This is a genomic window from Thermocoleostomius sinensis A174 (assembly GCF_026802175.1).
GTDB lineage: Bacteria > Cyanobacteriota > Cyanobacteriia > Elainellales > Elainellaceae > Thermocoleostomius > Thermocoleostomius sinensis.
The window spans coordinates 569,927-593,323 of the sequence record NZ_CP113797.1; the positions used below are offsets into that span (position 1 = coordinate 569,927).

General features: G+C 48.8%; 19 protein-coding genes. 9 read left to right on the forward strand and 10 right to left on the reverse strand.

The genetic code is table 11. The features are described 5' to 3' along the window. The first annotated feature begins 658 nt into the window (after positions 1 to 658). The 3 genes from OXH18_RS02410 to OXH18_RS02420 all read left to right on the forward strand — a co-directional run bounded on the left by OXH18_RS02410 (position 659) and on the right by OXH18_RS02420 (position 2,232). Positions 659 to 955: a hypothetical protein gene (locus OXH18_RS02410; protein ID WP_268610826.1), complete on the forward strand. Its 297-nt coding sequence runs from the start codon at positions 659 to 661 to the stop codon at positions 953 to 955. A 711-nt stretch (positions 956 to 1,666) separates the two neighbouring features. Then, the gene (locus tag OXH18_RS02415; protein WP_268610827.1) at positions 1,667 to 2,002 is read left to right on the forward strand and encodes a hypothetical protein; all 336 of its coding nucleotides are present in this window, start codon (positions 1,667 to 1,669) and stop codon (positions 2,000 to 2,002) included. 23 nt (positions 2,003 to 2,025) lie between these two features. After that, entirely contained in the window at positions 2,026 to 2,232 is a 207-nt protein-coding gene (locus tag OXH18_RS02420) for a hypothetical protein (RefSeq protein WP_268610828.1), read from the forward strand. 74 nt (positions 2,233 to 2,306) lie between these two features. On the opposite strand, the gene OXH18_RS02425 is transcribed toward OXH18_RS02420, so the two are convergent. Further along, the gene (locus OXH18_RS02425) at positions 2,307 to 3,347 is read right to left on the reverse strand and encodes a DUF1611 domain-containing protein (protein WP_268610829.1); all 1,041 of its coding nucleotides are present in this window, start codon (positions 3,345 to 3,347) and stop codon (positions 2,307 to 2,309) included. Between the two features lie 382 nt (positions 3,348 to 3,729). On the opposite strand from OXH18_RS02425, the gene OXH18_RS02430 reads away from it, so the two are divergent. Together OXH18_RS02430 and rdgB are read left to right on the forward strand one after the other, a co-directional pair. Then, on the forward strand, positions 3,730 to 5,193 hold the full coding sequence (locus tag OXH18_RS02430; protein WP_268610830.1) for a phosphoglucomutase/phosphomannomutase family protein: 1,464 nt from the start codon (positions 3,730 to 3,732) through the stop codon (positions 5,191 to 5,193). 133 nt (positions 5,194 to 5,326) lie between these two features. Beyond that, positions 5,327 to 5,920 (forward strand): RdgB/HAM1 family non-canonical purine NTP pyrophosphatase, encoded by a 594-nt coding sequence (gene rdgB, locus OXH18_RS02435; protein ID WP_268610831.1) that lies wholly within the window; start codon positions 5,327 to 5,329, stop codon positions 5,918 to 5,920. A 33-nt stretch (positions 5,921 to 5,953) separates the two neighbouring features. Here the strand turns inward: rdgB and ilvD are convergent, their stop codons facing one another. The 3 genes from ilvD to OXH18_RS02450 form a co-directional block, all read right to left on the reverse strand. Further along, complete coding sequence (gene ilvD / locus OXH18_RS02440; protein ID WP_268610832.1) at positions 5,954 to 7,798, reverse strand: dihydroxy-acid dehydratase; 1,845 nt, start codon at positions 7,796 to 7,798, stop codon at positions 5,954 to 5,956. A 502-nt stretch (positions 7,799 to 8,300) separates the two neighbouring features. Beyond that, positions 8,301 to 8,639, reverse strand: a complete 339-nt coding sequence (locus tag OXH18_RS02445; RefSeq protein ID WP_268610833.1) for a P-II family nitrogen regulator — start codon at positions 8,637 to 8,639, stop codon at positions 8,301 to 8,303. 198 nt (positions 8,640 to 8,837) lie between these two features. Beyond that, the gene (locus tag OXH18_RS02450; protein WP_268610834.1) at positions 8,838 to 9,242 is read right to left on the reverse strand and encodes an NIL domain-containing protein; all 405 of its coding nucleotides are present in this window, start codon (positions 9,240 to 9,242) and stop codon (positions 8,838 to 8,840) included. Positions 9,243 to 9,352: 110 nt separating this feature from the next. Between OXH18_RS02450 and OXH18_RS02455 the strand changes: the two genes are divergently transcribed. Then, positions 9,353 to 9,964 carry a thioredoxin family protein gene (locus OXH18_RS02455; protein WP_268610835.1) on the forward strand — a complete coding sequence of 204 codons (612 nt, stop codon included), beginning with the start codon at positions 9,353 to 9,355 and terminating at the stop codon, positions 9,962 to 9,964. Between the two features lie 383 nt (positions 9,965 to 10,347). Here the strand turns inward: OXH18_RS02455 and OXH18_RS02460 are convergent, their stop codons facing one another. The 3 genes from OXH18_RS02460 to ppk1 form a co-directional block, all read right to left on the reverse strand. Beyond that, a complete protein-coding gene (locus tag OXH18_RS02460; RefSeq protein ID WP_268610836.1) occupies positions 10,348 to 10,659 on the reverse strand; it encodes a Mo-dependent nitrogenase C-terminal domain-containing protein in 312 nt (103 codons plus the stop codon). A gap of 80 nt (positions 10,660 to 10,739) precedes the next feature. After that, positions 10,740 to 11,540: a thioredoxin family protein gene (locus tag OXH18_RS02465; protein ID WP_268610837.1), complete on the reverse strand. Its 801-nt coding sequence runs from the start codon at positions 11,538 to 11,540 to the stop codon at positions 10,740 to 10,742. Positions 11,541 to 11,760: 220 nt separating this feature from the next. Then, the gene (gene ppk1 / locus OXH18_RS02470) at positions 11,761 to 13,926 is read right to left on the reverse strand and encodes a polyphosphate kinase 1 (RefSeq protein ID WP_268613116.1); all 2,166 of its coding nucleotides are present in this window, start codon (positions 13,924 to 13,926) and stop codon (positions 11,761 to 11,763) included. A gap of 302 nt (positions 13,927 to 14,228) precedes the next feature. On the opposite strand from ppk1, the gene OXH18_RS02475 reads away from it, so the two are divergent. Both OXH18_RS02475 and OXH18_RS02480 read left to right on the forward strand, forming a co-directional pair. Then, positions 14,229 to 15,758 (forward strand): hypothetical protein, encoded by a 1,530-nt coding sequence (locus OXH18_RS02475; RefSeq protein ID WP_268610838.1) that lies wholly within the window; start codon positions 14,229 to 14,231, stop codon positions 15,756 to 15,758. A gap of 109 nt (positions 15,759 to 15,867) precedes the next feature. Further along, positions 15,868 to 16,335 (forward strand): YbjN domain-containing protein, encoded by a 468-nt coding sequence (locus OXH18_RS02480; RefSeq protein WP_268610839.1) that lies wholly within the window; start codon positions 15,868 to 15,870, stop codon positions 16,333 to 16,335. A gap of 106 nt (positions 16,336 to 16,441) precedes the next feature. On the opposite strand, the gene OXH18_RS02485 is transcribed toward OXH18_RS02480, so the two are convergent. The 3 genes from OXH18_RS02485 to recD2 all read right to left on the reverse strand — a co-directional run bounded on the left by OXH18_RS02485 (position 16,442) and on the right by recD2 (position 21,526). After that, the gene (locus OXH18_RS02485) at positions 16,442 to 17,296 is read right to left on the reverse strand and encodes a DUF72 domain-containing protein (RefSeq protein ID WP_268610840.1); all 855 of its coding nucleotides are present in this window, start codon (positions 17,294 to 17,296) and stop codon (positions 16,442 to 16,444) included. Continuing rightward, on the reverse strand, positions 17,281 to 18,852 hold the full coding sequence (locus OXH18_RS02490; RefSeq protein WP_268610841.1) for a GAF domain-containing protein: 1,572 nt from the start codon (positions 18,850 to 18,852) through the stop codon (positions 17,281 to 17,283). The genes OXH18_RS02485 and OXH18_RS02490 overlap by 16 nt, the downstream gene beginning before the upstream one ends. A 490-nt stretch (positions 18,853 to 19,342) precedes the next feature. After that, a complete protein-coding gene (gene recD2, locus OXH18_RS02495; RefSeq protein WP_315874652.1) occupies positions 19,343 to 21,526 on the reverse strand; it encodes an SF1B family DNA helicase RecD2 in 2,184 nt (727 codons plus the stop codon). Positions 21,527 to 22,151: 625 nt separating this feature from the next. Here recD2 and OXH18_RS02500 point away from each other — a divergent pair. Beyond that, positions 22,152 to 23,396, forward strand: coding sequence for a DUF3747 domain-containing protein (locus OXH18_RS02500; protein WP_268610843.1), 1,245 nt, complete (start codon positions 22,152 to 22,154; stop codon positions 23,394 to 23,396). Position 23,397: the final 1 nt, after the last annotated feature.

A 23,397-nucleotide genomic window follows, 5' to 3' on the forward strand; every position in this document is an offset into this window, starting at 1 on the left:
CCCTGTGATCAATTGATTGATGAACAAGCCTAATTGAGCGAACATCTAGTTACAGCTAGCGCTTCTAGAACAAGCATTTGTAAGGTTGAGTCGATCGAAATAGATGGATTCAATCTGCTACAGCGACCTAACCACTCGCAAAAATCAACTCTGAATTGCAGTCGCCAAAGCCACGACATGCCTTATCATTCTAAGTGGATGGAGTACCAGCGGAATGCAGAATGAGTATACCTTACTCAAAGCGACTTCCCAATTTTGAAGATTTGAATTCATCCATACTTCAAAAACAAGCGGAGTTACTCAGTCTAAGTCGGGTGAGAATGAACTATGCCAATCATCCCCTCAGCAATCACAGTGCCCAACAACGGCATCTATGGCAGCAAACTTTAAATTTTTTGAGTTTGAAGGTGAGGATTACGTTGATATTCCGACAGCATTGCACCTCTGAACATAACTCCCCAGGTAAATCTCAAACTTGCCTCAGTACCATAGGCTGAAGCAGCTTCCAGGATGAGATTAACCGATGTGGTAAATGATTGATTCAGATCTCAAACGATTGCTCCCTATCAAAAAATAGCACGATCGAGCCTGCTAACTTGCTTACAAATGATATAGTACTGCCGCTTTTTCTTTATTGTGTTGAAGGTCTGATGACACTATGGTGAAAAAACGATCTCGGCGGCTTCAAGTAGAAATCTCAGCAGACCTAGAGCGAAAATTAATTCTCTGGGCCGCAACTAGAGACATGAAGCTAAACCCTTGGATAAAAGTCGTTTTAAGAATGCGAGTCGATGAACACTGGACTAAAATCTATCAGACGCTCAAAGAAAAAGCCGAACGACTGGAAATGCCGGTCGAAGAATTAGAGCATAAAATCTTGGAGCAGTACGGGTTTGATTTTGAGCGAGAAAAAGAAGAATTAGAACAGGGGCTAGCAGACAACGAGGAGGATTGAGGGGGATTGAGCTACCTGAACAGGTAGTTTGCCGTCTTTGGTTGGTCTTGCTTTTCCAGTGTGCAACTCACCTTTGCGCTCTCACCCTAAATTCCTCTCCCGCATGTGGGAGGAGGGGGACGTTGAAGCCTTCCCCGCTCTCGACCGTGGGAAGTAGGGGTTGGGGGAGGAGGACGAATGCCGCAACTTGCAAACGTGACAGGCTCCCCTTTTCCATTTGTTCATATTATTCATAGCTGCACACAATTCTTGCCCCTGAGCACCCGCCCCTAAGCACCCGATATACGTCCCTTTGGAATACGCCGGGTGCTTTTGATTGTTTGTAGCTTAGTGCACAGTTACGATCGTTTTTGCATCACACTTGCACAATTTTGGTTCAAATGATAGCATCACAAGTAAGGTGCAAGGGCAGTTGTTGCCCTGGAATACGGTCTCGTGGGCACAAGGTGCTGCCTAGATCGATTTAGCAAGTCGTGTGGTTTCTAAGTAGAAGACAGGAATTGGCATCTACGTCTACTTGCATCTTTAGCCCTGTCTAGTGTTTCTTCTACTGATATTTCCTAAGAAGGGTGGACCTACGCTCTTCCCTGTTACGGTGTGCAAAGGCAGAGTGGGTTTGGCGTCAGTGTCAATCAAGTTTGGTATCTGCTAGTACATGGCACACATTGAATTGCATCTACCGTTTCTAAGACACTGCAATATTTACCATCTATGCAAGCTGACGTTATTGATCAATTGCTCGCCTCAATGGCGATCGATGAATTTATGGAATTCATGAGCGAACTATTCCCTGATTTAATTGATGATTTGGCAATGCAAGCAATGAAGCAGGCATGGATCGATTTGGAAGAAGCTGAAGCACATCGTATCGCTACAGCCATGACTCACAGTTTTGATTGGCAGGAGAATTCTGTAGAGAATTTGGAAGCAAGCGCTTTACTTCATTGGTTTATCGCAACTCAGCGACCATTTAGGTCCAAAATTGCAGATCAATTAGCAGATCAATTAGCTTTGCCATGGACTCAAAGCAATCTCACCAACTCATAAAATTTCTTTGCAAGATTGATGCATTGAACGCTACTGTTGTTGAAGATCTATTCAAAGTCAAAGTCAAGATTACTGATTCGCGCATCAATATTTGGTGTCCCAATGAACTATTGGCTTACCGCACCTATGGAACCGCATCTTATCTAAAGGGCAGCCACTACCGAATTCAAATTGCCATTGGCGGACAACCAGACGTTCCGGAGCGCATCTACCATGAGCACTGGATTTAATCCAGGGGGCTGATTGAGCCTTGAGCCTAGAAGCGCTAAAGTCTGTTTTGGGCGAGCGAGGCGAGAGCATCAAACTATTGCAAAATAGCATCCAGAATCGGGTCTGCCCCATAGCGAATCGGATCAGTGCAAGGAAGTCCTGTTTCTAACTGTGCCTGCTCGATCGCTTGCTGGGCTTGCTCTTCATCAAGCTGAAATGTATTCAGTGCCACGGCTACGATTTTGGTGGAGGCAAAGGAGCCACCTGCCGAAGCCACGGTTTCGTAAACCTCGATCGTTTTGCGTAACGGTGGAATTGGCACATCAGGAAAGTTATGAATGTGCGTTTGTCCGGCTCGATGCACCAATACCAAATGCGTTGGCTGGGAACCGCGCAGTAGGGGAAGGGTAGCTGTGGAAGCTGGATTCATCAACGACCCTTGCCCTTCCACATACAGCACATCATAGTCATAGCCATACCGCATCATCAGTTGCTCGATCGCGCCGGATGCAAAATCAATCCGTACGGCATCCAGCGGTACACCGTCATGCCCTAGCATTAATCCGGTTTGCCCGGTTGCCACAAAGCGCGATCGCAAACCGCGCTGCATTGAGGTTTTGTGCAACTCTAGCCCGGTGGACATTTTGCCGACGCTCATGTCCGTTCCCACCATTAACACTCGTAGACAGGGTAACCGCCGAGCTTGCCCACTGCCGATGGTCAACCCCTGCGGTTCTTGCCGCACATCCCAAATCCACTGCTTGGGTTGCAACAGTGCCTTCAGGGCTGGATCGGTGGACATAGGAGTATGCAGCCCATTAACGATCGACAACCCGGCTGCTACAGCTTGTTTAATTTCTGCCTGCCATGCCTCTGGCAACGCCCCCCCTGAGGGAGCAATGCCGAGCGCTAAGACGGTAGGTTGATAGGCCAGCGATGCTTCAACGGATGCCACAATTGGCACATCACGGGGAATGTTGGTTAGCTCTGGCAAGGATTGTCCCGCACATTCATAGTCGATCACCGCCACGATCGGAATTTCACTGTAGCGCAAGAGAGAAAGCCCGGTTTTACCTCTAGATGACTGAGTGCCTTCATGCAGCAGGATGGCGATGCGATGGTCGGGGGTGAGCATGGAATAGGAAGTAAGGAGTGGGGAGTAGGGGTGGGGATCAGAAAATCAAGAAAGTGGGAAATCGGAAAAAAGAATCGTGTTTCTCTCTGTTTTAGCCTTGAGCAAACAGAAGGGGCGATTGCGATACCATTGAATCATAATCCGCTGAATTTATCTGTTCTTTACAGGATAAATACATGCTGTAGGGCTGCATAAAGTTTAACGGTGTTGCTCTTAAAAAAGTTTGCTATCAAGTAACTGAAACGCTATAAAGTGCAAGACTAGAGTTTTAGATCCTAGCTTTGTTGATTTGTTTCCTGGGTACACTCAAGGCAACTTTTCCAATTTTGCATCGCTCCGTTTGAATTGATTTAGTGAACCTATACCGCAACATCAGACATCTATGGCAGTTCATTTTTCTCCGGCGTCGTTCGTTACAAAGCCCATTACGTTTGGCACAGATGGTTGGCGTGGGGTTATTGCCGCAGATTTTACGTTTGAGCGCGTCATGCGAGTGGCTCCGATCGCCGCCCAAGCGTTGGCACAGTCCTATGGCAGTAATGGCAGCCGCACCATTATCGTGGGATACGATCGGCGGTTTTTGTCGGAGGAGTTTGCCAAAGCCACCGCAGACGTGGTGAAAGCCGCGGGGTTTGATGTCTTGTTGTCGGAAACCTATGCGCCAACACCAGCGTTTAGCTGGGCGGCTAAGCAGCAAAATGCCCTAGGAGCACTAGTAATTACGGCTAGCCATAATCCGGGAATCTATTCTGGCTTTAAGGTGAAGGGAGCGTTTGGCGGATCTGTCCCTCCAGAGGTGACAAAGCACATTGAAGCCATGCTAGCGACTAATGAATCAGTCGAATCGGCTACGACTGGGACATTGACGACGTTCAATCCTTGGGAAAGCTATTGCGAGGCGTTGCGATCGCGGGTGGATATTGCAGCGATTCGCGAGGCCATTGCCCAAGGTCGGCTGACGGTTTTTGCCGATGTCATGCACGGGGCCGCAGCCACTGGATTGGAGCAACTGCTGGGAATTCCGATTCAGGAATTGCATGGCGATCGCGATCCATTGTTTGGCGGTGGCGCACCGGAACCCTTGCCGCGCTATCTAACAGATCTGTTGGCGAAACTAACCGCGCACGGGCAACAGGACAATGCTGGCTTGGCCGTTGGCTTGGTGTTTGATGGGGACAGCGATCGGGTGGCGGCGGTGGATGGACGCGGCAATTTCCTTAGTTCCCAAATTCTAATTCCAGTATTGATTGAACACCTGGCCACTCGGCGCGGCTATGCCGGCGAAGTCGTGAAAACCATCAGCGGTTCCAATCTAATTCCCAAAGTGGCTCAGCTTTACAATTTGTCTGTTTACGAAACGCCGATCGGGTACAAGTATATTGCCGATCGTATGTTAGAAAGCCACGTGCTGCTGGGCGGTGAAGAATCTGGTGGCATTGGCTATGGACATCACATTCCTGAACGGGATGCGCTGCTATCGGCACTGTATGTGCTGGAGGCAATTGTGCAGTCGGGGACAGATCTCAGCGATCTCTATGCTCAACTTCAGCAAAAAACGGGCTATTTCTCAGATTACGATCGCATTGACCTACCTCTGGCCAATATGGACGTGCGGGCCCGCTTGTTAGAGCAACTGCAAACCAACCCACCCAGTGTAATTGCAGGTCAGGCGGTACTGGATTGCTTAGCGATCGATGGTTACAAGTTCCAGTTATCCAATCAAAGCTGGCTGCTAATTCGCTTTAGCGGTACAGAACCCGTTCTGCGGCTTTACTCGGAAGCCCTCACCCTAGCAGACGCTCAACAAAATCTGGCATGGGCCGAAGCATGGGCAAATTCCATTTAGGAGGGGGCAATGGCAGGTTGGCAGCCAGGAGAGAAATGAGAAGGGGAGGGATAGGAGAACCAACCACAACCCCCTATACTGGTGTTTGAATTGGCGCTGATCCCAATTCCTAATTCCTACACTCCAATCTTCAATGCCTACCCTCGTTGTTGCTACCAGAAATCCCGGCAAACTCAAGGAGATGCAAGCCTATTTGACTGATCCGGCTTTAAATTGGTCGTTGCGGCTGAAACCTGCCGATCTGGAGATTGAAGAGACCGGACAAACGTTCCTGGAAAATGCTGGCCTCAAGGCGTCTCAGGTAGCACAGGCGATCGGTGAATGGGCGATCGCCGATGATTCGGGGCTGGCGGTAGATGCACTGGGCGGTGCACCGGGAATTTTTTCAGCGCGGTATGGCAACACCGATGCCGATCGCATTGCTCGTCTGCTGTCAGAATTGGGAGAACGTCCCGATCGCCAAGCACAGTTTGTCTGTGCAGTGGCAGTGGCTCGTCCGGATGGAACAATCGTGCTGCAAACAGAAGGCATTTGCTCTGGTGAAATCCTCTACAGTCCGCGTGGGGTTGGTGGGTTTGGCTATGATCCCATCTTTTATGTACCAACCGAACAAATGACCTTTGCAGAAATGCCACCAGCCGTCAAGCACCGAGTCAGCCATCGTGGACGAGCGTTCGAGGCCTTATTGCCGCAGTTGAAAGCGCTGTCCTCGGATGTAAACCCCTGAACAGTAACCCCTAAACAGTGGAGACTGTCTTCTCTATTCCAGCATCGACAGATTGCGGACGGCTCCTTGATCGGCACTAGTTGCCAACAGCGCATAAGCTTTTAGGGCCGCTGTCACTCGTCGCTGCCGGGGTTGAGATGGTTTCCAGGCGTCTTTTCCCTTAGCATCCATCGCTGCTCGGCGGGTTGCAAGTTCTTCTGCTGATAGATCGACCTGAATGTGACGATTGGGGATATCAATCACAATGCGATCGCCATCATTAACCAATGCAATATTGCCGCCTGCCGCTGCCTCCGGGGAAACATGCCCGATCGACAAGCCAGACGTTCCGCCTGAAAAGCGCCCATCGGTTAACAGCGCACAAACCTTGCCTAACCCCTTCGACTTCAAGTAGCTAGTGGGATAGAGCATTTCCTGCATTCCTGGCCCACCACGCGGCCCCTCATAGCGAATGATCACCACATCGCCTGGTTTCACTTCATTGCAAAGAATGCCTGCAACCGCTGCATCCTGGCTTTCATAAATCCGCGCTGTACCTGCAAACACTAGAATACTCTCGTCTACGCCTGCGGTTTTGACGATACAGCCGTGTTCCGCCAAGTTGCCATAAAGTACGGCCAACCCACCCTCTGTACTGTAGGCATGGTCAATGTTGCGAATACAACCGTTTTCCCGATCGAGGTCCAGGGAGTCCCAGCGGGTTGATTGACTAAACGCTTGCTGGGTAGGAATTCCAGCCGGACCTGCCCTAAAGAAAGTATGAACGGCTGCATCTTGGGTGCGTTTAACATCCCACCGATCGAGCGCCTCCTTGAGGGTTGGACTGTGAACCGTCGGCACCTCGGTGTGTAGTAACCCAGCCCGATCGAGTTCGCCCAAAATACCCGGAACGCCGCCTGCCCGGTGAACATCCTCAATGTGATATTTTTGCGTATTCGGAGCGACTTTGCAGAGTTGGGGAACCTGGCGCGAGAGGCGATCGATGTCGGTCATGGTGAAATCGACCTCGGCTTCGCGGGCTGCCGCCAGCAAGTGCAGAATTGTGTTCGTTGAGCCGCCCATGGCAATATCCAGCATCATGGCATTTTCAAAGGCTTTGAAACTGGCGATCGAGCGTGGCAACACCGATGCATCGTCCTGCTCATAGTAGCGGCGAGTCAGGTTGACAATGGTTCTGGCGGCATTTAGGAACAGATCTTTGCGATCGAAATGAGTTGCCAGCGTAGTACCGTTGCCGGGTAAAGAAAGCCCGATCGCCTCGGTGAGACAGTTCATGGAGTTGGCAGTAAACATGCCAGAACAAGAGCCGCAAGTGGGGCAGGCAGAGCGCTCATATTCTTCGACCACCTCATCGCTGACTTGGTCGTTGGCCGCAACCACCATCGCATCGACCAAATCTAGTTTGTGCTCTGCCAGCTTGGTTTTACCCGCTTCCATAGGGCCACCCGAAACAAACACCGTCGGGATATTGAGCCGTAGGGCTGCCATTAACATTCCAGGGGTAATTTTGTCACAGTTGGAAATGCAAACCAGCGCATCGGCACAATGGGCGTTGACCATGTATTCCACCGCATCGGCAATGATTTCGCGGGAGGGCAAACTGTAGAGCATCCCATCGTGCCCCATCGCAATGCCATCGTCTATGGCGATCGTGTTAAATTCCTTAGCAACTCCGCCAGCCGCTTCAATTTCTCGGCAGACCAATTGCCCCAAATCCTTGAGGTGAACATGACCGGGCACAAATTGGGTGAAAGAGTTGGCAACGGCAATAATTGGTTTCTCGAAATCCTCAGTCTGCATTCCGGTGGCACGCCAAAGCGCGCGGGCCCCGGCCATGTTGCGTCCCTGAGTAGAGGTTCTCGATCGATAGGTCGGCATAGCGTATCCGATTTGTCTAGAAGTTCTTGATAGTTGGCTTCCCTACCTTACCATTGACCTGATTTCTACAACACAACTGAGCAAAACTTCAGGTAGAAACCCAAGTAAGCAACTAGGCAACTCATGCGGGCTGAACTCGATCGATCATAATTCAAGCGGCTTCAGTTGGTTGAGCGAAGCCAGCATAGCCCCAAAATTTAGACAACTCCGCTCAAACCTGACTATTCGCCGGTTATGCCTACAGCCTGCCCACTCTATCTCTCTTCAGATACTTAAGATACTTACAAGATCTCTAGAGCAATCCTTCGGACAGTGTTTGTGAGAACGCTGCCCCCTCGTCATACCGTCGTTTTAGCCCTCACTCTCAATTCCTCTGCCACAGTGAGCGAGGGGCATTGATCTGGCTCCTGTCGCCCTGTTTGGGAGCAGGGGATGAGGGATGAGAGCGGGTTCGGGATACAAGTGTCCGGACTATTGCTAGAGAGATCGTTAAGTGAGATTGTTAAATTGCTTCTTGGTTTTTCTCACCCGTGCGGATGCGAATAATTTGATCAACCGGAGAGATAAAGATTTTACCATCTCCAATTTCACCTGTCCGCGCTGCCGCAACGATTTTCTCAACTACCATATCAAGCTGTTCATCTTCTACGACGATCTCGACCTTGAGCTTTTGCAAGAATTCGACCGTGTACTCTGAACCCCGATAGCGCTCAGTTTGACCTTTTTGGCGTCCGAAGCCTCGAACTTCTGAGACGGTCATACCAACAATACCCGCATTTACCAACGCGATTTTGACTTCATCTAGCTTGAATGGGCGAATAATGGCCTCAACTTTTTTCATAATCTCCGTCACTCCCTAGATACACAAGAGTAGGTGTGCAATGGTTGTTAAGTGGTTGTCTATAGTCTGAGTAACCTGATTGTTTCTATCACCGCTAGGAAAACAGATTTTGTAGTTTAGGTTACTTGACGGGTAAGAACAACTCCTCATTTTGCCACTAGTTTTGGGTCTAGAGGCATTCCTACCCCAGAGATTGATCTAGAGATTGGTGGAAATAGCCTGCACTGGGCAAGTAGGAATGCACTGTTCACAAACCACACAGCGCGATCGAGTGAAATTAAGCTGAAAGGTTTCAGGATGTAGGTTCAGGGCTTCAGTCGGGCAAACCCCTGTACACAATCCGCAATGTACACAAACCTCTTCATCAATCACAATTTCCCGTCCAACAGACGAAACCCCAATATTTTGAGATTGCATCCACTCCAGCGCTGCATCGAGTTGATCAATATCTCCCGACAGTTCCACTACCAGCGTGCCAATCTGGTTGGGGGTGACTTGGGCGCGAATAATATTAGCCGCCACATTAAAATCCTTTGCCAGCCGATACGTCACTGGCATATGTACCGATCGCTTTGGAAAGATGAGAGTGACTCGCTTCTTCACGGCAGGATTTGTAAACTGGATTTGCAACCTTTATAAACTAAGAGTAACGCGTAGACATTCATCTACCGCCACTCCCCACTCCCTATTCCCTATTTCCATTATCGTCCGCTATGTCTGTTAATCAATCTGAACCAACCACTCCATCCAATCCACTATTGGAACCAACCACAACCTCCGTTGCTATTCGTATTCGCAACCTTGTCGTCGTGTTCGTGGCGATCGTGCTTAGTGTAACTATTTTTTTGGGATTGCGCACCGGGACGAGTACTGCCTCACTAGCCGCTATGGCCGAGACAGCTACACCGCTGAATGTCGCCTTGAGCAATCACAAACCCACACTCATGGAGTTTTATGCCGATTGGTGTACGGCATGTCAGGCGATGGCGCAAGATATGAGCGATTTGCGGCAGGAGTATGGCGATCGGGTGAATTTTGTCATGCTGAATGTTGATAACAGCAAATGGTTGCCCGAAATGCTAGCGTATCGTGTGGATGGCATTCCCCACTTTGTGTTTTTAGGTACCGAGGGAGAAACCATTGCCAGCACCATCGGCGAACAACCCCGAACAATTATGGCGTCTAATTTGGAAGCGCTCATTGCTGGACAAGCTCTGCCCTATGTTCGATCGCAAGGTCGTACTTCTGAACTAGATTCAGCGGCCATTCCCCAACCCCGCCCAGATGATCCCCGCAGTCATGGCAGTCAAGTTCTGATTGACTGACACACGGTTCCCGCCCTCACCCTAAGTCCCTCCCCAGAGTTGGAGAGGGACTTTAGAAAACGCACAAAAACGCACAAATTTATGATGTAACCCGTTGTTATGCGTTGCGTAGAGCCGCATACGCTTGACTAACACGATAGGCCATCAAGCCACAGAGAGCAGGACAAACCGCAATGCTAACAATGGCAATGACGAAAGATAAATCAGAAGTCATGGACAATCTCCTAACTGATTGGATGGTGTTGAACGATAGTGAACATGGAGTTAATTCCATGCTGTCTAAAACCAGTAGACCTCAACATCACCCGATCGGGTTCCTTTGCTGACGAATTTGTCGTGAATGAAATGTAAGTTATTCGATCGATACAAACAGCAACATCCACTCAGGAACGCAGGAATGATTCGCTGTATTCCCCGACTTCGTCAATTTCATTCATTAAATAAGTGGTTGCACGCAATCGAAGCGCTACTAATTCTCGATAAAAGGGATTCAGCTTACACAAGGGAGGAATCGAAAATGAATTGCTAAACCAATAAATTCGCCGTTCAAACGGACACCGCGCTGGAATATGATTACAAATCCACTCTGCTGTCGCTCTGTCAGTGATTTCGATCGCATCGAGCTTGTGCCGTAACCGAGTCAGCGGATTGATCTCGGAAAACTGAAATATCAAATTTCTAACGAAATTCTTCATAGGAAGGATGTGTGCTTAGATACCAATGTTGATTACAGGGCGTGGATTTGTGGAACGCCCTAACAAACTTTCATAGCCGGCTATTCAACTGTTGCCGTAGCAAGATGACGGCTGAGAACTTTAGTAAACAACGCCGCAGGAATGGCTCCATCAATTTTGTCTACGATCGCGCCGTCTTTGAATAAGAGAACGGTAGGAATTGTGTTGATGCCATAGCGCATCGGCAAGCTGGGATCTGCGTCCATATTGACCTTGATAATTGTGATCCGATCGCCAAACTGTTCAGAAATATTATCGATGGTTGGCGCAAAAATCTCGCATGGCTGACAACCTGCCGCCCAGAAGTAAACTAATACCGGAATGCGGCTCTGTTGAATTTCGCGGATAAACGTTTCATCAACCTGTAGCATCAAATTGCCTAGCTCAACAAAATCAGCAGAACGATTGGCTGAGGGGTTCTCAATCCGTCCTTGCGGAGTTGGAGTGGCAATGAATGTCAGTTCTTCAACAGTATCTTTCTCTGATGGCTTCAGCGTTAATTTCACATAGGATGCTAGATTTAACGATCGCACTAAGGTTAGAGATGCGATGTTGTCATAGGTAATTTGATAGAAGGGAGCACGGTTCAACGAAGTAGATAAAGACGCTGCAATGTTGCTAATCGCTTGCAACTCGTTTGCCTTAGCTTGAGGCTCTAGGATCAACCGATCGCTGGTAAGATGACAGAGATAACGCAGTTGCGCCTGTGGTTTATATCCCAATAGGTGTTTTTCAATTTCGGTAATTACAAATGAGAAGTGATGGTATTCTCCACGTTCTAAACTAGTGGTGCTAAGAGCAACAGGAGAATAATCTTCGATCGGGTTTCTCATCATGAACATTGTTGTATCTCCAATGCGTTCTAGGTTGGGCTTAATCGGGTAATCTGGCGTGTCAATGGTTAGTTGCTTGCCTGATCTACACAATAAGGCGTTACTACGGGAGATACATTCACAGTTTGTACAAGTTCAATGGCTGACTTCGGGAAGCGTGATGGTCAATAAGTGCGATGTGATTGACCGAAACATGCAACGATTTTATTTTGAAATTGGCTAGGTTAAATCAATCATTCTCTTTGGGACGGGCCAGCTCCATCAGCATCTTATGAGCACTGCGTTCTGGTTCGCCGTTTTGGGGATGGCGTTGCACATAAGAGCCATCAGGCTGAAGTTCCCACGCTTGGCGGTTATCTGACAACATGATGCTCAAAATTTCTTGCAAATCCTTGGCTAAATCTGGATCTTCAACCGGAGTTACTGCTTCTACCCGACGATCGAGGTTGCGCGGCATCCAATCAGCGCTGCCAATGTATAGTTCTTCGTTGCCGCTATTCTGAAAATAGAAAATTCGTGAATGTTCCAGATATCGTCCGATTACACTAATCACACGAATGTTTTCACTAACAGGCTTCAGTCCAGGGCGCAGACAACAAATTCCTCGCACAATTAAATCAATTTGCACATCTGCTTGCGAGGCTTCGTACAACGTAGCAATAATTTGTGGATCAACCAACGAATTCATCTTGGCAATAATCCGGCCCGACTTTCCGGACTTGCACTGCTCAATCTCGCGACGAATCAAACTCACCATGTGATCGCGCAAATTGACCGGAGCCACCAACAGTTTGCGATACGATCGTTGCCGTGAATAGCCCGTTAAGTAGTTAAACAGATCGGTTAGATCTGCCCCAAGTTCTTCTCGACAACTGAGTAAACCCAAGTCAGTGTACAGTTTTGCAGTTTTGGAATTGTAGTTTCCAGTCCCCACATGCACATAGCGCCGAATGCGATCGCCCTCTTGCCGCACAACCAGAGTAGTTTTGGTGTGCGTTTTTAGCCCAACTAGCCCGTACACCACATGAACACCTGTCTGTTCAAGCTTGCGGGCCCAGTTGATGTTATTTTCTTCATCAAAGCGAGCCTTCAATTCTACCAATACGGCCACCTGTTTGCCGTTTTCAGCCGCTGTAATCAGTGCATTGACAATCGGAGAATCACCAGAGGTACGATACAGCGTCATCTTAATGGCCAACACATTCGGATCGATCGCCGCTTGAGTAATGAAAAGCTCTACAGAAGCGGCAAAAGAATCATAGGGATGATGCACCAACAAATCCTTACGACGAATGACTGAGAAGACATCATTACCCTCTTCCAGAGGAGTTCCTTCAGCCACCAACTCATTCACAAGTTGCAACCGCGGCGGCACCACAGGCGACCAAGACGGATCTTTTAGCTCTGGCAATGGCAGCGATCGCAGGGACATGAGATCCTTGAGGTTCATCAAGCCGTCTACTTCATAAATGTCATTATCGGCTAGCTCTAATTCCTGCATTAACCGCTCTCGCACCGACTGCGGCATCGAGGCATGGATTTCCATCCTGACCGCTGAACCTCCCAAGCGGCGTTTGCGAAGTTCTTGCTGAATCGCCAATAGCAAATCGTCGGCTTCTTCTTCTTCAACGGCTAGATCGGCATCGCGAGTCAGCCGAAACAGCGAATATTCTTGAATAATCATGCCAGGAAACAACATTTCCAAGTTGTGGGCAATCACCTGTTCCAGCGGCACCCCCATCCACACTACAGGTTTGCCATCGTGTTGTCGCAACTCTTCGGGAAAGACAACAAAACGCGGGTGGATGCTCGTTGGAACTTTAACCCTGGCAAACTTTTCGTCAGCTTGGGCCGACGCCTTGATCACCACGGCCAAATTGAGGCTGAGGTTCGACATGTGCGGAAATGGATGGCTAGGATCAACTGCCAGAGGGGTCAAAGTGGGAAAGATGCGCTTCTCAAACCGATCTTGTAAGTACAGCCGTTGCTCCTGGTTCAAGTCTATGTAGTTTAGTAAATGAATGCCGTGATTGGCCAACTCAGGACGTAGCTCGGTTTCAAAATGTTGGTGTTGCTTTACTACCATCGGATGCAGTATTGCACTAATGTCCTGTAATTGCTGTTGCGGTGTACGCCCGTCAGGGGTCAGTTGGCTAACTTGAGCCGCGACTTGATCTTTGAGAACGGCCACTCGCACCATGAAAAACTCGTCTAGGTTCGAGCTAAAGATCGACATAAACTTGAGCCGCTCTAGTAAAGGCGTGCGATCATCAATGGCTTCATGCAATACGCGACGATTGAATTCAAGCCAGCTTAACTCGCGATTAATGTAGTGTTCGCGATCGACATGGCTAACCTCGGGTGTGGATTTCTTCGAGGCTTTTGCTTTAGAAATAGCAGTGGATGAAGAGCGCTTTTTGTTCACGGGATTCTGATGCAACGGATGGGGTAAATAACACTAGTAATAAACGTGAGTAGTAAACGTGAACATAGTCCACAGAGTTGTCGATCGAGTTGATTGACTAGTGTGATGGTTGTTTATTGTCTCATCCTCCAACCGGGGAGGGAAGCCTCTGCGGATGCATTTGTTCTGGCAAAGATGTCTGGCAAAGATGTAGAACTCTCTCTAGAAATCCGTAAAAGTTGCTAGCTCTGCTGTAGGTAGAGAAGTGTGATCCCTACAATGCCCATCGTCTCATGCAACCCTCCCTTCCATCCAATGCAACCCATTCGGTAGAGAATTCAACTCGTCGTTGGAAAAAGCTTGTGCTGTGGTCTAGTGCCAGTGTGGCCACGATCGTAGTTTCCTTCGGTGGATATACTGTGGTGCAGTGGTTCGCCACCGGGGCCGATCGAACGAGCTTGGAATATGCCATCACGCTACAGCAGCAAGGACGCTTTCAAGCCTGCATCAACCAAGCGCAGCTAGTTTCGTCGGCATCGCCACTGCATGACCAAGCTGAAGCTGTTCGGCAGGCCTGTCAGTTAAGCCAAGCCAACACGTTGGCCCAACAAAATAACCTAACCGAGGCTGTCAAACTTCTCGGCGGCATTTCTTCTGATCGTTCCCTGAATCCTAGAGTCCAAACTGCGCTAGATGATTGGTCAAAACTGCTGATCGATCGTGCCACTGCCGAGTATGACATGGGCAACCGAGACGCGGCGATCGTCATGCTTCGCACAATTCCTGCCAGCAGTTCAATGCATTCAGAAGCTGCTGCAACCATGTCCAAATGGGCTGAAGAATGGACAGCGAATGCCAACCATATTCAAAAAATTCGTCAGGTACTACAGGTCAACGACCTTAAGGGAGCTTTTGCAGAACTCCAAAAAATCACCACGCTCTATTGGACGCAGCAGGCTCATACGATCATCTTGGACAAAATTACCGAAATTATTGCCTACGAACAGTCCGTAGCCGCAGCCAATGCCGAAAAGCTGGCGATCGCCGAGCAACTGAGAGCCGAAGCCGAGCGATTATTGGCCAAAGCTAAGGCAAAAGCCGACGCCCACTATGCCAAGAGTTATGCTCCTCCTAAGCCCCACCACTGGCAACCAATACTGCATTGGACTCCCATTCCTTGGGTGCGGAAATGGCTACCGCCGGTGCCGATCGTCTATCCTCGACCGCCTGTGTTTCACCCAGGCGATTTGACCGATCCATCGGCTGGTTCATCACCCGCTCCATCCAACCCAGTCCCCATTGATTTTCCAGCGGAGGTTGGTATTCCTAGTGATGAAGGAACGGTTGCAGATGAGCCAACCAGTCCTGACGAGGCCACTCCAGGTGAGAGTGGGCCATCCGATGTGATTTCGTCACCTGATGCCGAAACATCTTCCGAAACACCCTCCGATGAACTGACACCTGATGTAGATGAGCCGATCGCCACACCAGACGCCATTTCCCCGGTTGATGACCTCCCCCTGCCAGATGTAACTCTACCAGAAGACCCCGCGCCACCAGATGATCCAGTGGTGCCAGTGGTGCCGGATGCGATCGATCCCGCAGAGATTCCACCGCCCGAACCAGCGGATGTGTTCATACCAGATCCGATTCCGCCCGACATTGCGCCACCGCCTGATAGCTTTCCTGAAGCACCCCTTACTGACCCGGTGTTTGATCCCGTGGTGGAGGATGTTGCTGTTCCTGACCTTGCCGATCCAATTCCCCTACCTGAACCTGAGCCTACTACATTGGATGTTCCCTTGGATGCTTTTACAAACTAGGACAACCAACTAGGACAAAGCATTAAAAAAATTGCCAAGATACACCCAAAGAGGACAGCTAAGGGCTAGAGTTGGGGTAGATATTGTTCACGACACACAAACAATCCCTATGGCTGCCTACGAACTTGAACTCGATACTCCTACGGATTCTGGTGTAACGGATGCGGACGTGACGCTGAACTATGTAGAGATCATTGAAACAGTCATCTCCAGTTTGCAAGAAGACCAGAGTGCGATGGTTAGCCACACGGATGGAGGCTATATCTGGAAGTTTAAATATGGAAGTGTGGAAGTGTTTGTTCAGCTTCCTGGTCTCAGCGAAGATGATGATTTAGCAGTGTGGGCATCTGTCTTGAAACTACCTGTGCAAAATGAGGCAGGACTGTTGCGCAAGTTAATGGAAATGAACTGGAGCAGCACATTCGAAGCGCGTTTTGCTATTTTTGATGACCAAATCGTTGTTTGTGCGAAACGGGCATTGGCAGGGCTGTCTCCGGCGGAAATTTCGCGCAACATCACGATCGTGGCTACCATTGCCGATGATAATGACGAGGCCCTGCAAGCAGAGTTTGGATAAGTTGCGGTAAGCTTTGTTTGTCGCGCACATCCTCATTTCCACTATTTCCACCATCCTGAAAATTGGGTTTACCCTACGGCCTTGGTGGCCGAACGGCTGATCGCTGTTAAAACAAGCTGAGTTGGGTGGGTGGCTCTTCAATTGCATCCCACGGCAGCGATGGTACGGGAACATCGTGCTGTTCTAGTAAACGCTGAAAATGACGAGCGATTGTTGGCGACTGTTGCTCGTTGGGGCAATGCACAAAAAAGTAAAGTTGAATGCCAGCTTGAAGCCATTGTTGCACCTGTGTGACCCATTGGTGTAGATAGGGTTGATTTTGGTTCAAGTCGGGATGGCTAATATAGCGAATCAGGCTGAAGCGAGCGGTGACAATAGGCTGAAGTGGTACTTGCGGTTTGCGGCGCTGAGAATATTGCTGAGGATCATCAGGGCTATCGTAGATTGGGCGGGTATCTAACAGCACGCGACCAACGTCCAACTGCTGCAACCGAGTATTGAGTTCAGTGGCATGGGGTTCTTGAAACCAATCAGGATGCCGAACTTCCAGCGCTAAGGCTCGATCGTGACGCGGAAAAGCTGCCAAAAATGTGGTGAGATCGTCGATATAGGATGGGCCATAGGTAGGGGGAAGTTGAGCAAAGAAGGGACCCAAGCGCGGGTGTAATGCTTGCATCCGCTCTAAAAACGCGAGAGTCTCTGACAAGGTGGGCGTGAGCAATCCAGCATGGGTAATCGTTCGCGGCAACTTTGGGCAAAAGTGAAACCCGTCAGGCGTTTCAGTTACCCACCGCTGTACAGTGTCGGCCTCGGGAATGGAATAGAACGTGGTGTTTGCCTCCACGGCGGTCAAGCGGCGGCTATACAACTGCAAAAAGTCGATCGCCCGACTGCCAACGGGGAAGAACTCACCAATCCAATCCTTGTAGCTCCAAATGGCACAACCTAATCGAAAGTCCATGCTTCCATCGTACGGCCAGCCGTCACTTCCTGCGGTAGTTCTTGTCGCAGGGGAAGTTCAATCCAGAACTCGGTTCCTTCACCGGGTTGAGAATAGCACTCCAACGAGCCACCGTGGCGATCGACAATGATTTGGCGACTGATCGCCAACCCCAATTCACCGTCCTGATTTGTGAGTCTTGTGGAATTGGACTCAATCAGTTGAGACTGAAGCGGTTGAGGCATCCCGGAGCCAGTATCAGCAATACGAACAATAATTCGATCGATCCCGGTTTGTAGATCAGGAATGATACCTGTGCGAATAATAATTTGCAGGTGATTGATTGCTGCCTCAGCGTTCCTACTGGCTTGGGCTTCTAAAGCATCTAGTGCATAGGTGAGAAGGTACATAAACACTTGGCTCAGTTGATTGGCGTAGCATTCCACTAAGGGCAGTTCACCATAGTCTTTGACAAGCTGAATTCTGCCCAACTTAGTGTTTGATTTAAACCGATGCTGCAAGATTAGTAACACACTCTCTAAACTATCGTGAATATTAACTAACCGCATTCTAGATTCATTAGTTTCCGAAAAGTGACACAACGATAGAATAACTTGACGAATGCGATCGACTCCTAGTTGCATGGATGTTAGAATTTTAGGAAAATCTTCTGCTAGAAAGTCAAAATCTAATTCTGATAAGCGATTGACTAAAGCTTGGCTAGGGTTTGCATGTTCTTGACGATAGCGAGCAAGCAACTCTAGCAGATTCTCTGCATATTGACGGACATGAGATAAATTTCCGTAGATAAAGTTGGCAGGATTATTGATTTCGTGCACAACACTGGCAACTAATTGCCTCAAATTGGACATCTTTTCGGTATGAACCAGGTGCACTTGGTTTTCCTTCAATTGGTCGATCGTTTGGGATAGTTCAATTGCCTGCTGTTGAGTCGTTTCTAATAGCTCAACTTGTTGTAAGGCAATTCCCAAATGCTTTGCAATCTGGGCCACAAATTCAATTTCATCAGGTTGCCAGTTTCGAGGAGCCGCACATTGATGAACGCACAGTAGTCCCCACAAGCGCGATCGCTGAAGCAACGGCACAACCAAATTTGCACGGATTTGAAACCGTCTTAAAATTTGCAAATGGCAGTCTTGAAACCCCGCTTGATAAATATCAGTCACAGCTTGAATGTGACCGGCTTGGTAATGCATGGCATGTTGTGTACCAAAGCAGCGATCGTAAACTTGAATCTCTAGAGCCGAATGAAAAGCTGGAATGACATCTTCTGAAATAAATTCACCTTGAGTCCAATTGGAGTTGGCGGCGAAACGAAAAATGCAGGCTCGATCGGCACAGAGAAGTTGACGAACCTCTGTTACAGTTGTGTCAAAGATTGTTGCTAGATCTAACGATTCTTGCGATTCTTGAAATTTATTGATGATTCGTAAAAGGGCATAATGGCGCTCTAGGGCAGGTGATTTCTGCGCGATTGAAAGGAGTTGCTGTAACTGAGCAAACGCCATTTCATCCCGGCAACAGTTGCGTAATTGTTCCCAGTGATTCAAATTCATAGCAGAGCCTGAAGGCGGTGATGTGTGAGGAGGATTGAATGGGTTTCAACGTCCCTCTCTTGCTTTGGGAGAGGGATTTAGGATGAGGGTGGAAACCTTGGTTGGCAGTCACGACCGTCTAATTCTGCCCAAACTGCACAAAACCATGAGGAGTATCGTGGCAACGAATGGCAACGTAAGGACAATTTAACGCCGCCAACATTGATAGCGAATAGGCAGTAGTATTTAAGAACAACCTCATTTGTTCTGTTTGTGACTAACTTCAACGCCTTAGTATGACAAATGGATTGAGCGATCGATATTAGTTAAAACTCGTAGTCTAGTCGGTATGAAAAAATATTAAACTCCGTGGAATCAACAGCGTGATCTTGACCAGGAGCCGCTAAGTAGTTTCTCTAAACCGCAAAGTAAATTAAGAAACTATAAAGAATCAGGAACAGGAGTACCGCTCGATCGCATTGACAATCGATCTCGTTCGCAAAACCAAGCCTTATGGGCTATCGATCGCTTTCATTAGTCGTTGCGCCAATAGAGTATAGCGTTGCTGATCTTTAATTTGTCGAGCCGCAAAGCCGATTGCTTTCTGTGGTCCCACGAAAATCGCAAGTTTCTTTGCTCGAGTTAACCCTGTGTAAATTAAGTTACGAGATAGTAATAAATAGTGCTGCATGTAGATTGGTAAAATTACGACAGCGTACTCGCTACCTTGTGACTTGTGAATGGTAATCGACCAAGCTAAGGAAATCTCGTTCAAATCGGCATAGTCATATTTCACCGTGCGTTCGACGAACTGTACCATTACCTCTTGTTCATCTGGATCAATAGCACAAATGGTTCCTAAATCGCCGTTAAAGACTTCCCGATTGTAATCATTCACTTGTTGAATGATGCGATCGCCCACTCGTAACGTTGTACCACCGCGAGTCATTTCTGATTTATCAGGTGCTGGCGGATTGATCAACTGTTGCAAGACCTGATTGAGATTACGGGTTCCCACTTCGCCGCGCACCATCGGGCACAGCACTTGCACATCACGCGCAGCGTTGAACCCTAGCTTTGGAATCAAATCAACAATCACATCGCGAATTGCTTGCACACCATGAGGCGGTTCTGGGGCGTTAATCCAGAGGCAATCCGTTTGGGGTTGATTAGACACCAACTCCAACTGCGGAAATTGACCTTTGTTAATGCGGTGAGCATTGCTAACAATTTGGCTGGTTTGCGCTTGCCGAAACACCTCTGTGAGACGGATGACCGGAATTTTTTCAGACGCGATCAAATCACCCAAAATATTACCTGGCCCCACACTGGGCAACTGGTCGGTATCACCCACCAGCAGCAATTGTGCTTGTGGTGCGATCGCCTTCACTAGCGAGTTCGCCAAAAATAAATCCAGCATCGACGCTTCATCTACAATCACACAGTCCGCCTCGATCGGATTTTGCCCATCCCGTTTGAATGCCATCGTACTTGGATCAAACTCCAACAACCGATGCACGGTTTTAGCCTCGCGACCCGTCATTTCGCTCAGGCGTTGCGCAGCGCGGCCAGTAGGTGAAGCCAAGGCGATGGTTTTACCCATCGCTTTCCACAAAGCAACAATGGTCCGGGTAGTGAAGGTTTTACCTGTTCCCGGTCCGCCCGTGAGCACTAAGACCCGATGGCTGGCGGCCATTTCAACGGCTTGACGTTGCTGGGCAGAAAGCTGAAGCCCAGTTTTCTCGGTGAAGCGATCGATCCACCGCTGTACCCGTGGCAAATCCACCGACAAATCATGCGCCAACAATCGAGTTAGGCGATCGGCCATCCCTTGTTCTGCGCCATAAAACGGTGGTGAATAGCAGATGAACTGCCCCTCAAACTGATCTGACCCACCTTGCAGCACCAATTCTCCGTCTAGGGCCATTTGGGTGGTCAGGGTCTGAATTTCCTCCGGATCGGGTTGATGGTCAGCGACTGCTAAGCGATTTACCACCCGTTCTACTAGCTCAGCTTGAGGCAAAAAACAGTGCCCATCGTCCGAGGCTTCGCTCAATACATGCAGAATGCCGCTGCGATAGCGAAATTCTGACCCTGGATCAATGCCCAAGTTACGGGCGATGGCGTCAGCGGTAACAAATCCAATGCCATAGACATCGATTGCCAACTGATAGGGATTGCGTGTTACGATGTCGATCGAGTCGTCGCCGTATTGCTTGTAAATCTTGACGGCATAGGTAGTGGAAACGCCATGCCCCTGAAGAAACAGCATCACTTCTTTAATAGCCTTCTGCATTGTCCAGGCCTGCTGAATCATCTTGACTCGTTTCAAGGCAATTCCGGGAACTTCTTGCAGCCGCTCAATCTGGTTCTCGATGATTTCCAGAGTTTCCAATCCAAAATGCGCCACAATGCGCTTTGCTGTTACCGGGCCCACTCCTTTAATTAAGCCACTGCCCAAGTACTTCTCGATGCCTGTAATCGTGGCTGGCTTAGTTTCACGGTACTTGACGACTTGAAACTGTTGTCCGTATTTAGGATGATCACGCCACATGCCTTCTAGATGCAACGTTTGCCCTGCTTGGATATTGGCAAAACTACCAACGATCGTCACCAATTCACTCGTGCGTGGAGCCTTGAGGCGAGCTACCGTATAGCCTGTTTCCTCAGAGTGGTAGGTTAAACGTTCCACCACCCCTTGCAGCGCTTCCGAGTTTGAAGCAGGCGAACCCTGCCCAGAGTGTGAAGGGTCATTGGAGGCAGCGTAACCATCATCGATCGGAAGATTCGACACGTCTCTATTCAGTGAATCGCGGCACTAATTTCAGTGTGCCAAGAACCGAGTGGATCGGGGGAGATGTTCCTGAAAATTTAACCTCTTAAGTCACGTTAAGTGTGTGCAAGTTGTCGATCGATTTGGGAATGATGAAATTGCTTTTTGAATTTACTTAAATCAGGAACACGGTATTTATTGATGCTGTCATTATTCTTGTCAGTGAAGCCTATTGCTGATCCAATTGATTTTCCTCTCTGTACCAGTGGGAACGTTTTAGATGACGTTCCCATCTTTATTGAAAAATGTGTCGGAGGGAACTCGCTTCGTCTGTACTGAGTCGTTTCAGGTGTAAAAAATAATCAGGGTGGCGGGGCGCCAAGTGGCGATTGTATCGGAAGTCGGGTAGCGAAAGTCGGGAATCGGAGATCGGAAAGCAAAGACTGCCATGCCCCATCGCCGATTCCCGATTACCCGTTACCCAATCCACTCTTCCACTCATCGATTACTTCATTCACTCATCACACATTTATTCTCAAATCAAATCATGAAATTAGCTATCTATCGGGCAGCCGCGATCGCTATAGCTACCACCATAGCAACAACGACTGGATTCTCAGCATCTTCACAAGCTGGTCAATTTGGACAACAAGAGGTCGATCAAACTAGATTCATTGCTGTGGCATCTCCCTATCAAAATGGCAATGCCCATCAATTGCTGATTCTTGAACAACTGGCAGATAATCGTCCTTGTTGGCAGGAATACACCAGTTCTCAGGGATTGTTGACGATTGTAGAACCGCTGTTACTCAATTTTGATTTCACGGGTGTATGCAGTCGTAGTACTGACAGTAATGGCTATTCCATTCGCGTCAACGGTGAAGATTTTGGGTTACGCTATAGTGTTCGAGTTGTTCCACACAATGGTGATCTACTGCTGGTAGGTGCACCGGGCGATCGGCGTATGCCTCACATTTTGATTGGTCGAGCTTATGGTATGACCAACGAGTTTGTCAAACTTAATCTCAGTCCAGGCTGGCGCTTTACGCGACGCACCTTTGACGATCGCACCGTAGGACACGTATATCTCACCTATGACGGTGATCTGACAGCCACGTTGATTGACGGCATTCGTTCCGGTAATGTGGCCGCACTCCCCGAACCCACTCCCAACCTCATCGCTCGCTTTCCAGATACCCGTAACGACATTTACTTGGCTGAAATCAATCAAGCTGTGACAATCGGGTTTATCGCTGGATTCAACGATAATACGTTCCGTCCGGCTGAATCGCTGACCCGCGAACAATTGGTATCAATGGTGATTGAAGCACTAAGTAGTTTACCAGGAATGGCATTCAGTGTTCCCCCCCAAGCCTACAGCAGTCCTTACGTCGATGTCCGTGTCGATCGCTGGAGCGCAGCCAAAATTGAATTTGCTCGACAGAACAATATTGTTAGTGGCTATCAAGATGGCAGTTTTCGTCCAGCCCAACCCGTGACGCGGGCAGAACTGATGGCGGTATTACGACGCGCTGCCGAATACGCTCGATCTCGACAAGGACAGTCACCCCAGTTACCGTTCAATCAACCGGAGATCGCTTTCTCTGATACAGCGGAACATTGGGCTGGCCGTTTGATTGGACAAATGTCTACATTTTGTCATGTGGCAACCCCGTTGAACGAACGTGGAACCCAGTTTGCTCCCGATCGAGCGGCTCAACGCAACTATGCAGCCGCCGCAACGTTGCGAATGCTCAACTGTATCAATCTAAGTGAAACAGCCTCTGATTAGA

Excerpts from the sequence above, each read along its gene's own strand:
- OXH18_RS02475 (WP_268610838.1), top strand. The coding sequence starts at position 14,229 with ATGCAACCCTCCCTTCCATCCAATGCAACCCATTCGGTAGAGAATTCA.
- OXH18_RS02455 (WP_268610835.1), top strand. The coding sequence starts at position 9,353 with ATGTCTGTTAATCAATCTGAACCAACCACTCCATCCAATCCACTATTG.
- rdgB (WP_268610831.1), top strand. The coding sequence starts at position 5,327 with ATGCCTACCCTCGTTGTTGCTACCAGAAATCCCGGCAAACTCAAGGAG.
- OXH18_RS02490 (WP_268610841.1), bottom strand. The coding sequence starts at position 18,852 with ATGAATTTGAATCACTGGGAACAATTACGCAACTGTTGCCGGGATGAA.
- OXH18_RS02410 (WP_268610826.1), top strand. The coding sequence starts at position 659 with ATGGTGAAAAAACGATCTCGGCGGCTTCAAGTAGAAATCTCAGCAGAC.
- OXH18_RS02460 (WP_268610836.1), bottom strand. The coding sequence starts at position 10,659 with ATGAAGAATTTCGTTAGAAATTTGATATTTCAGTTTTCCGAGATCAAT.
- OXH18_RS02445 (WP_268610833.1), bottom strand. The coding sequence starts at position 8,639 with ATGAAAAAAGTTGAGGCCATTATTCGCCCATTCAAGCTAGATGAAGTC.
- OXH18_RS02415 (WP_268610827.1), top strand. The coding sequence starts at position 1,667 with ATGCAAGCTGACGTTATTGATCAATTGCTCGCCTCAATGGCGATCGAT.
- OXH18_RS02425 (WP_268610829.1), bottom strand. The coding sequence starts at position 3,347 with ATGCTCACCCCCGACCATCGCATCGCCATCCTGCTGCATGAAGGCACT.
- OXH18_RS02465 (WP_268610837.1), bottom strand. The coding sequence starts at position 11,540 with ATGTTCATGATGAGAAACCCGATCGAAGATTATTCTCCTGTTGCTCTT.
- OXH18_RS02500 (WP_268610843.1), top strand. The coding sequence starts at position 22,152 with ATGAAATTAGCTATCTATCGGGCAGCCGCGATCGCTATAGCTACCACC.
- OXH18_RS02480 (WP_268610839.1), top strand. The coding sequence starts at position 15,868 with ATGGCTGCCTACGAACTTGAACTCGATACTCCTACGGATTCTGGTGTA.
- OXH18_RS02430 (WP_268610830.1), top strand. The coding sequence starts at position 3,730 with ATGGCAGTTCATTTTTCTCCGGCGTCGTTCGTTACAAAGCCCATTACG.
- ilvD (WP_268610832.1), bottom strand. The coding sequence starts at position 7,798 with ATGCCGACCTATCGATCGAGAACCTCTACTCAGGGACGCAACATGGCC.
- OXH18_RS02485 (WP_268610840.1), bottom strand. The coding sequence starts at position 17,296 with ATGGACTTTCGATTAGGTTGTGCCATTTGGAGCTACAAGGATTGGATT.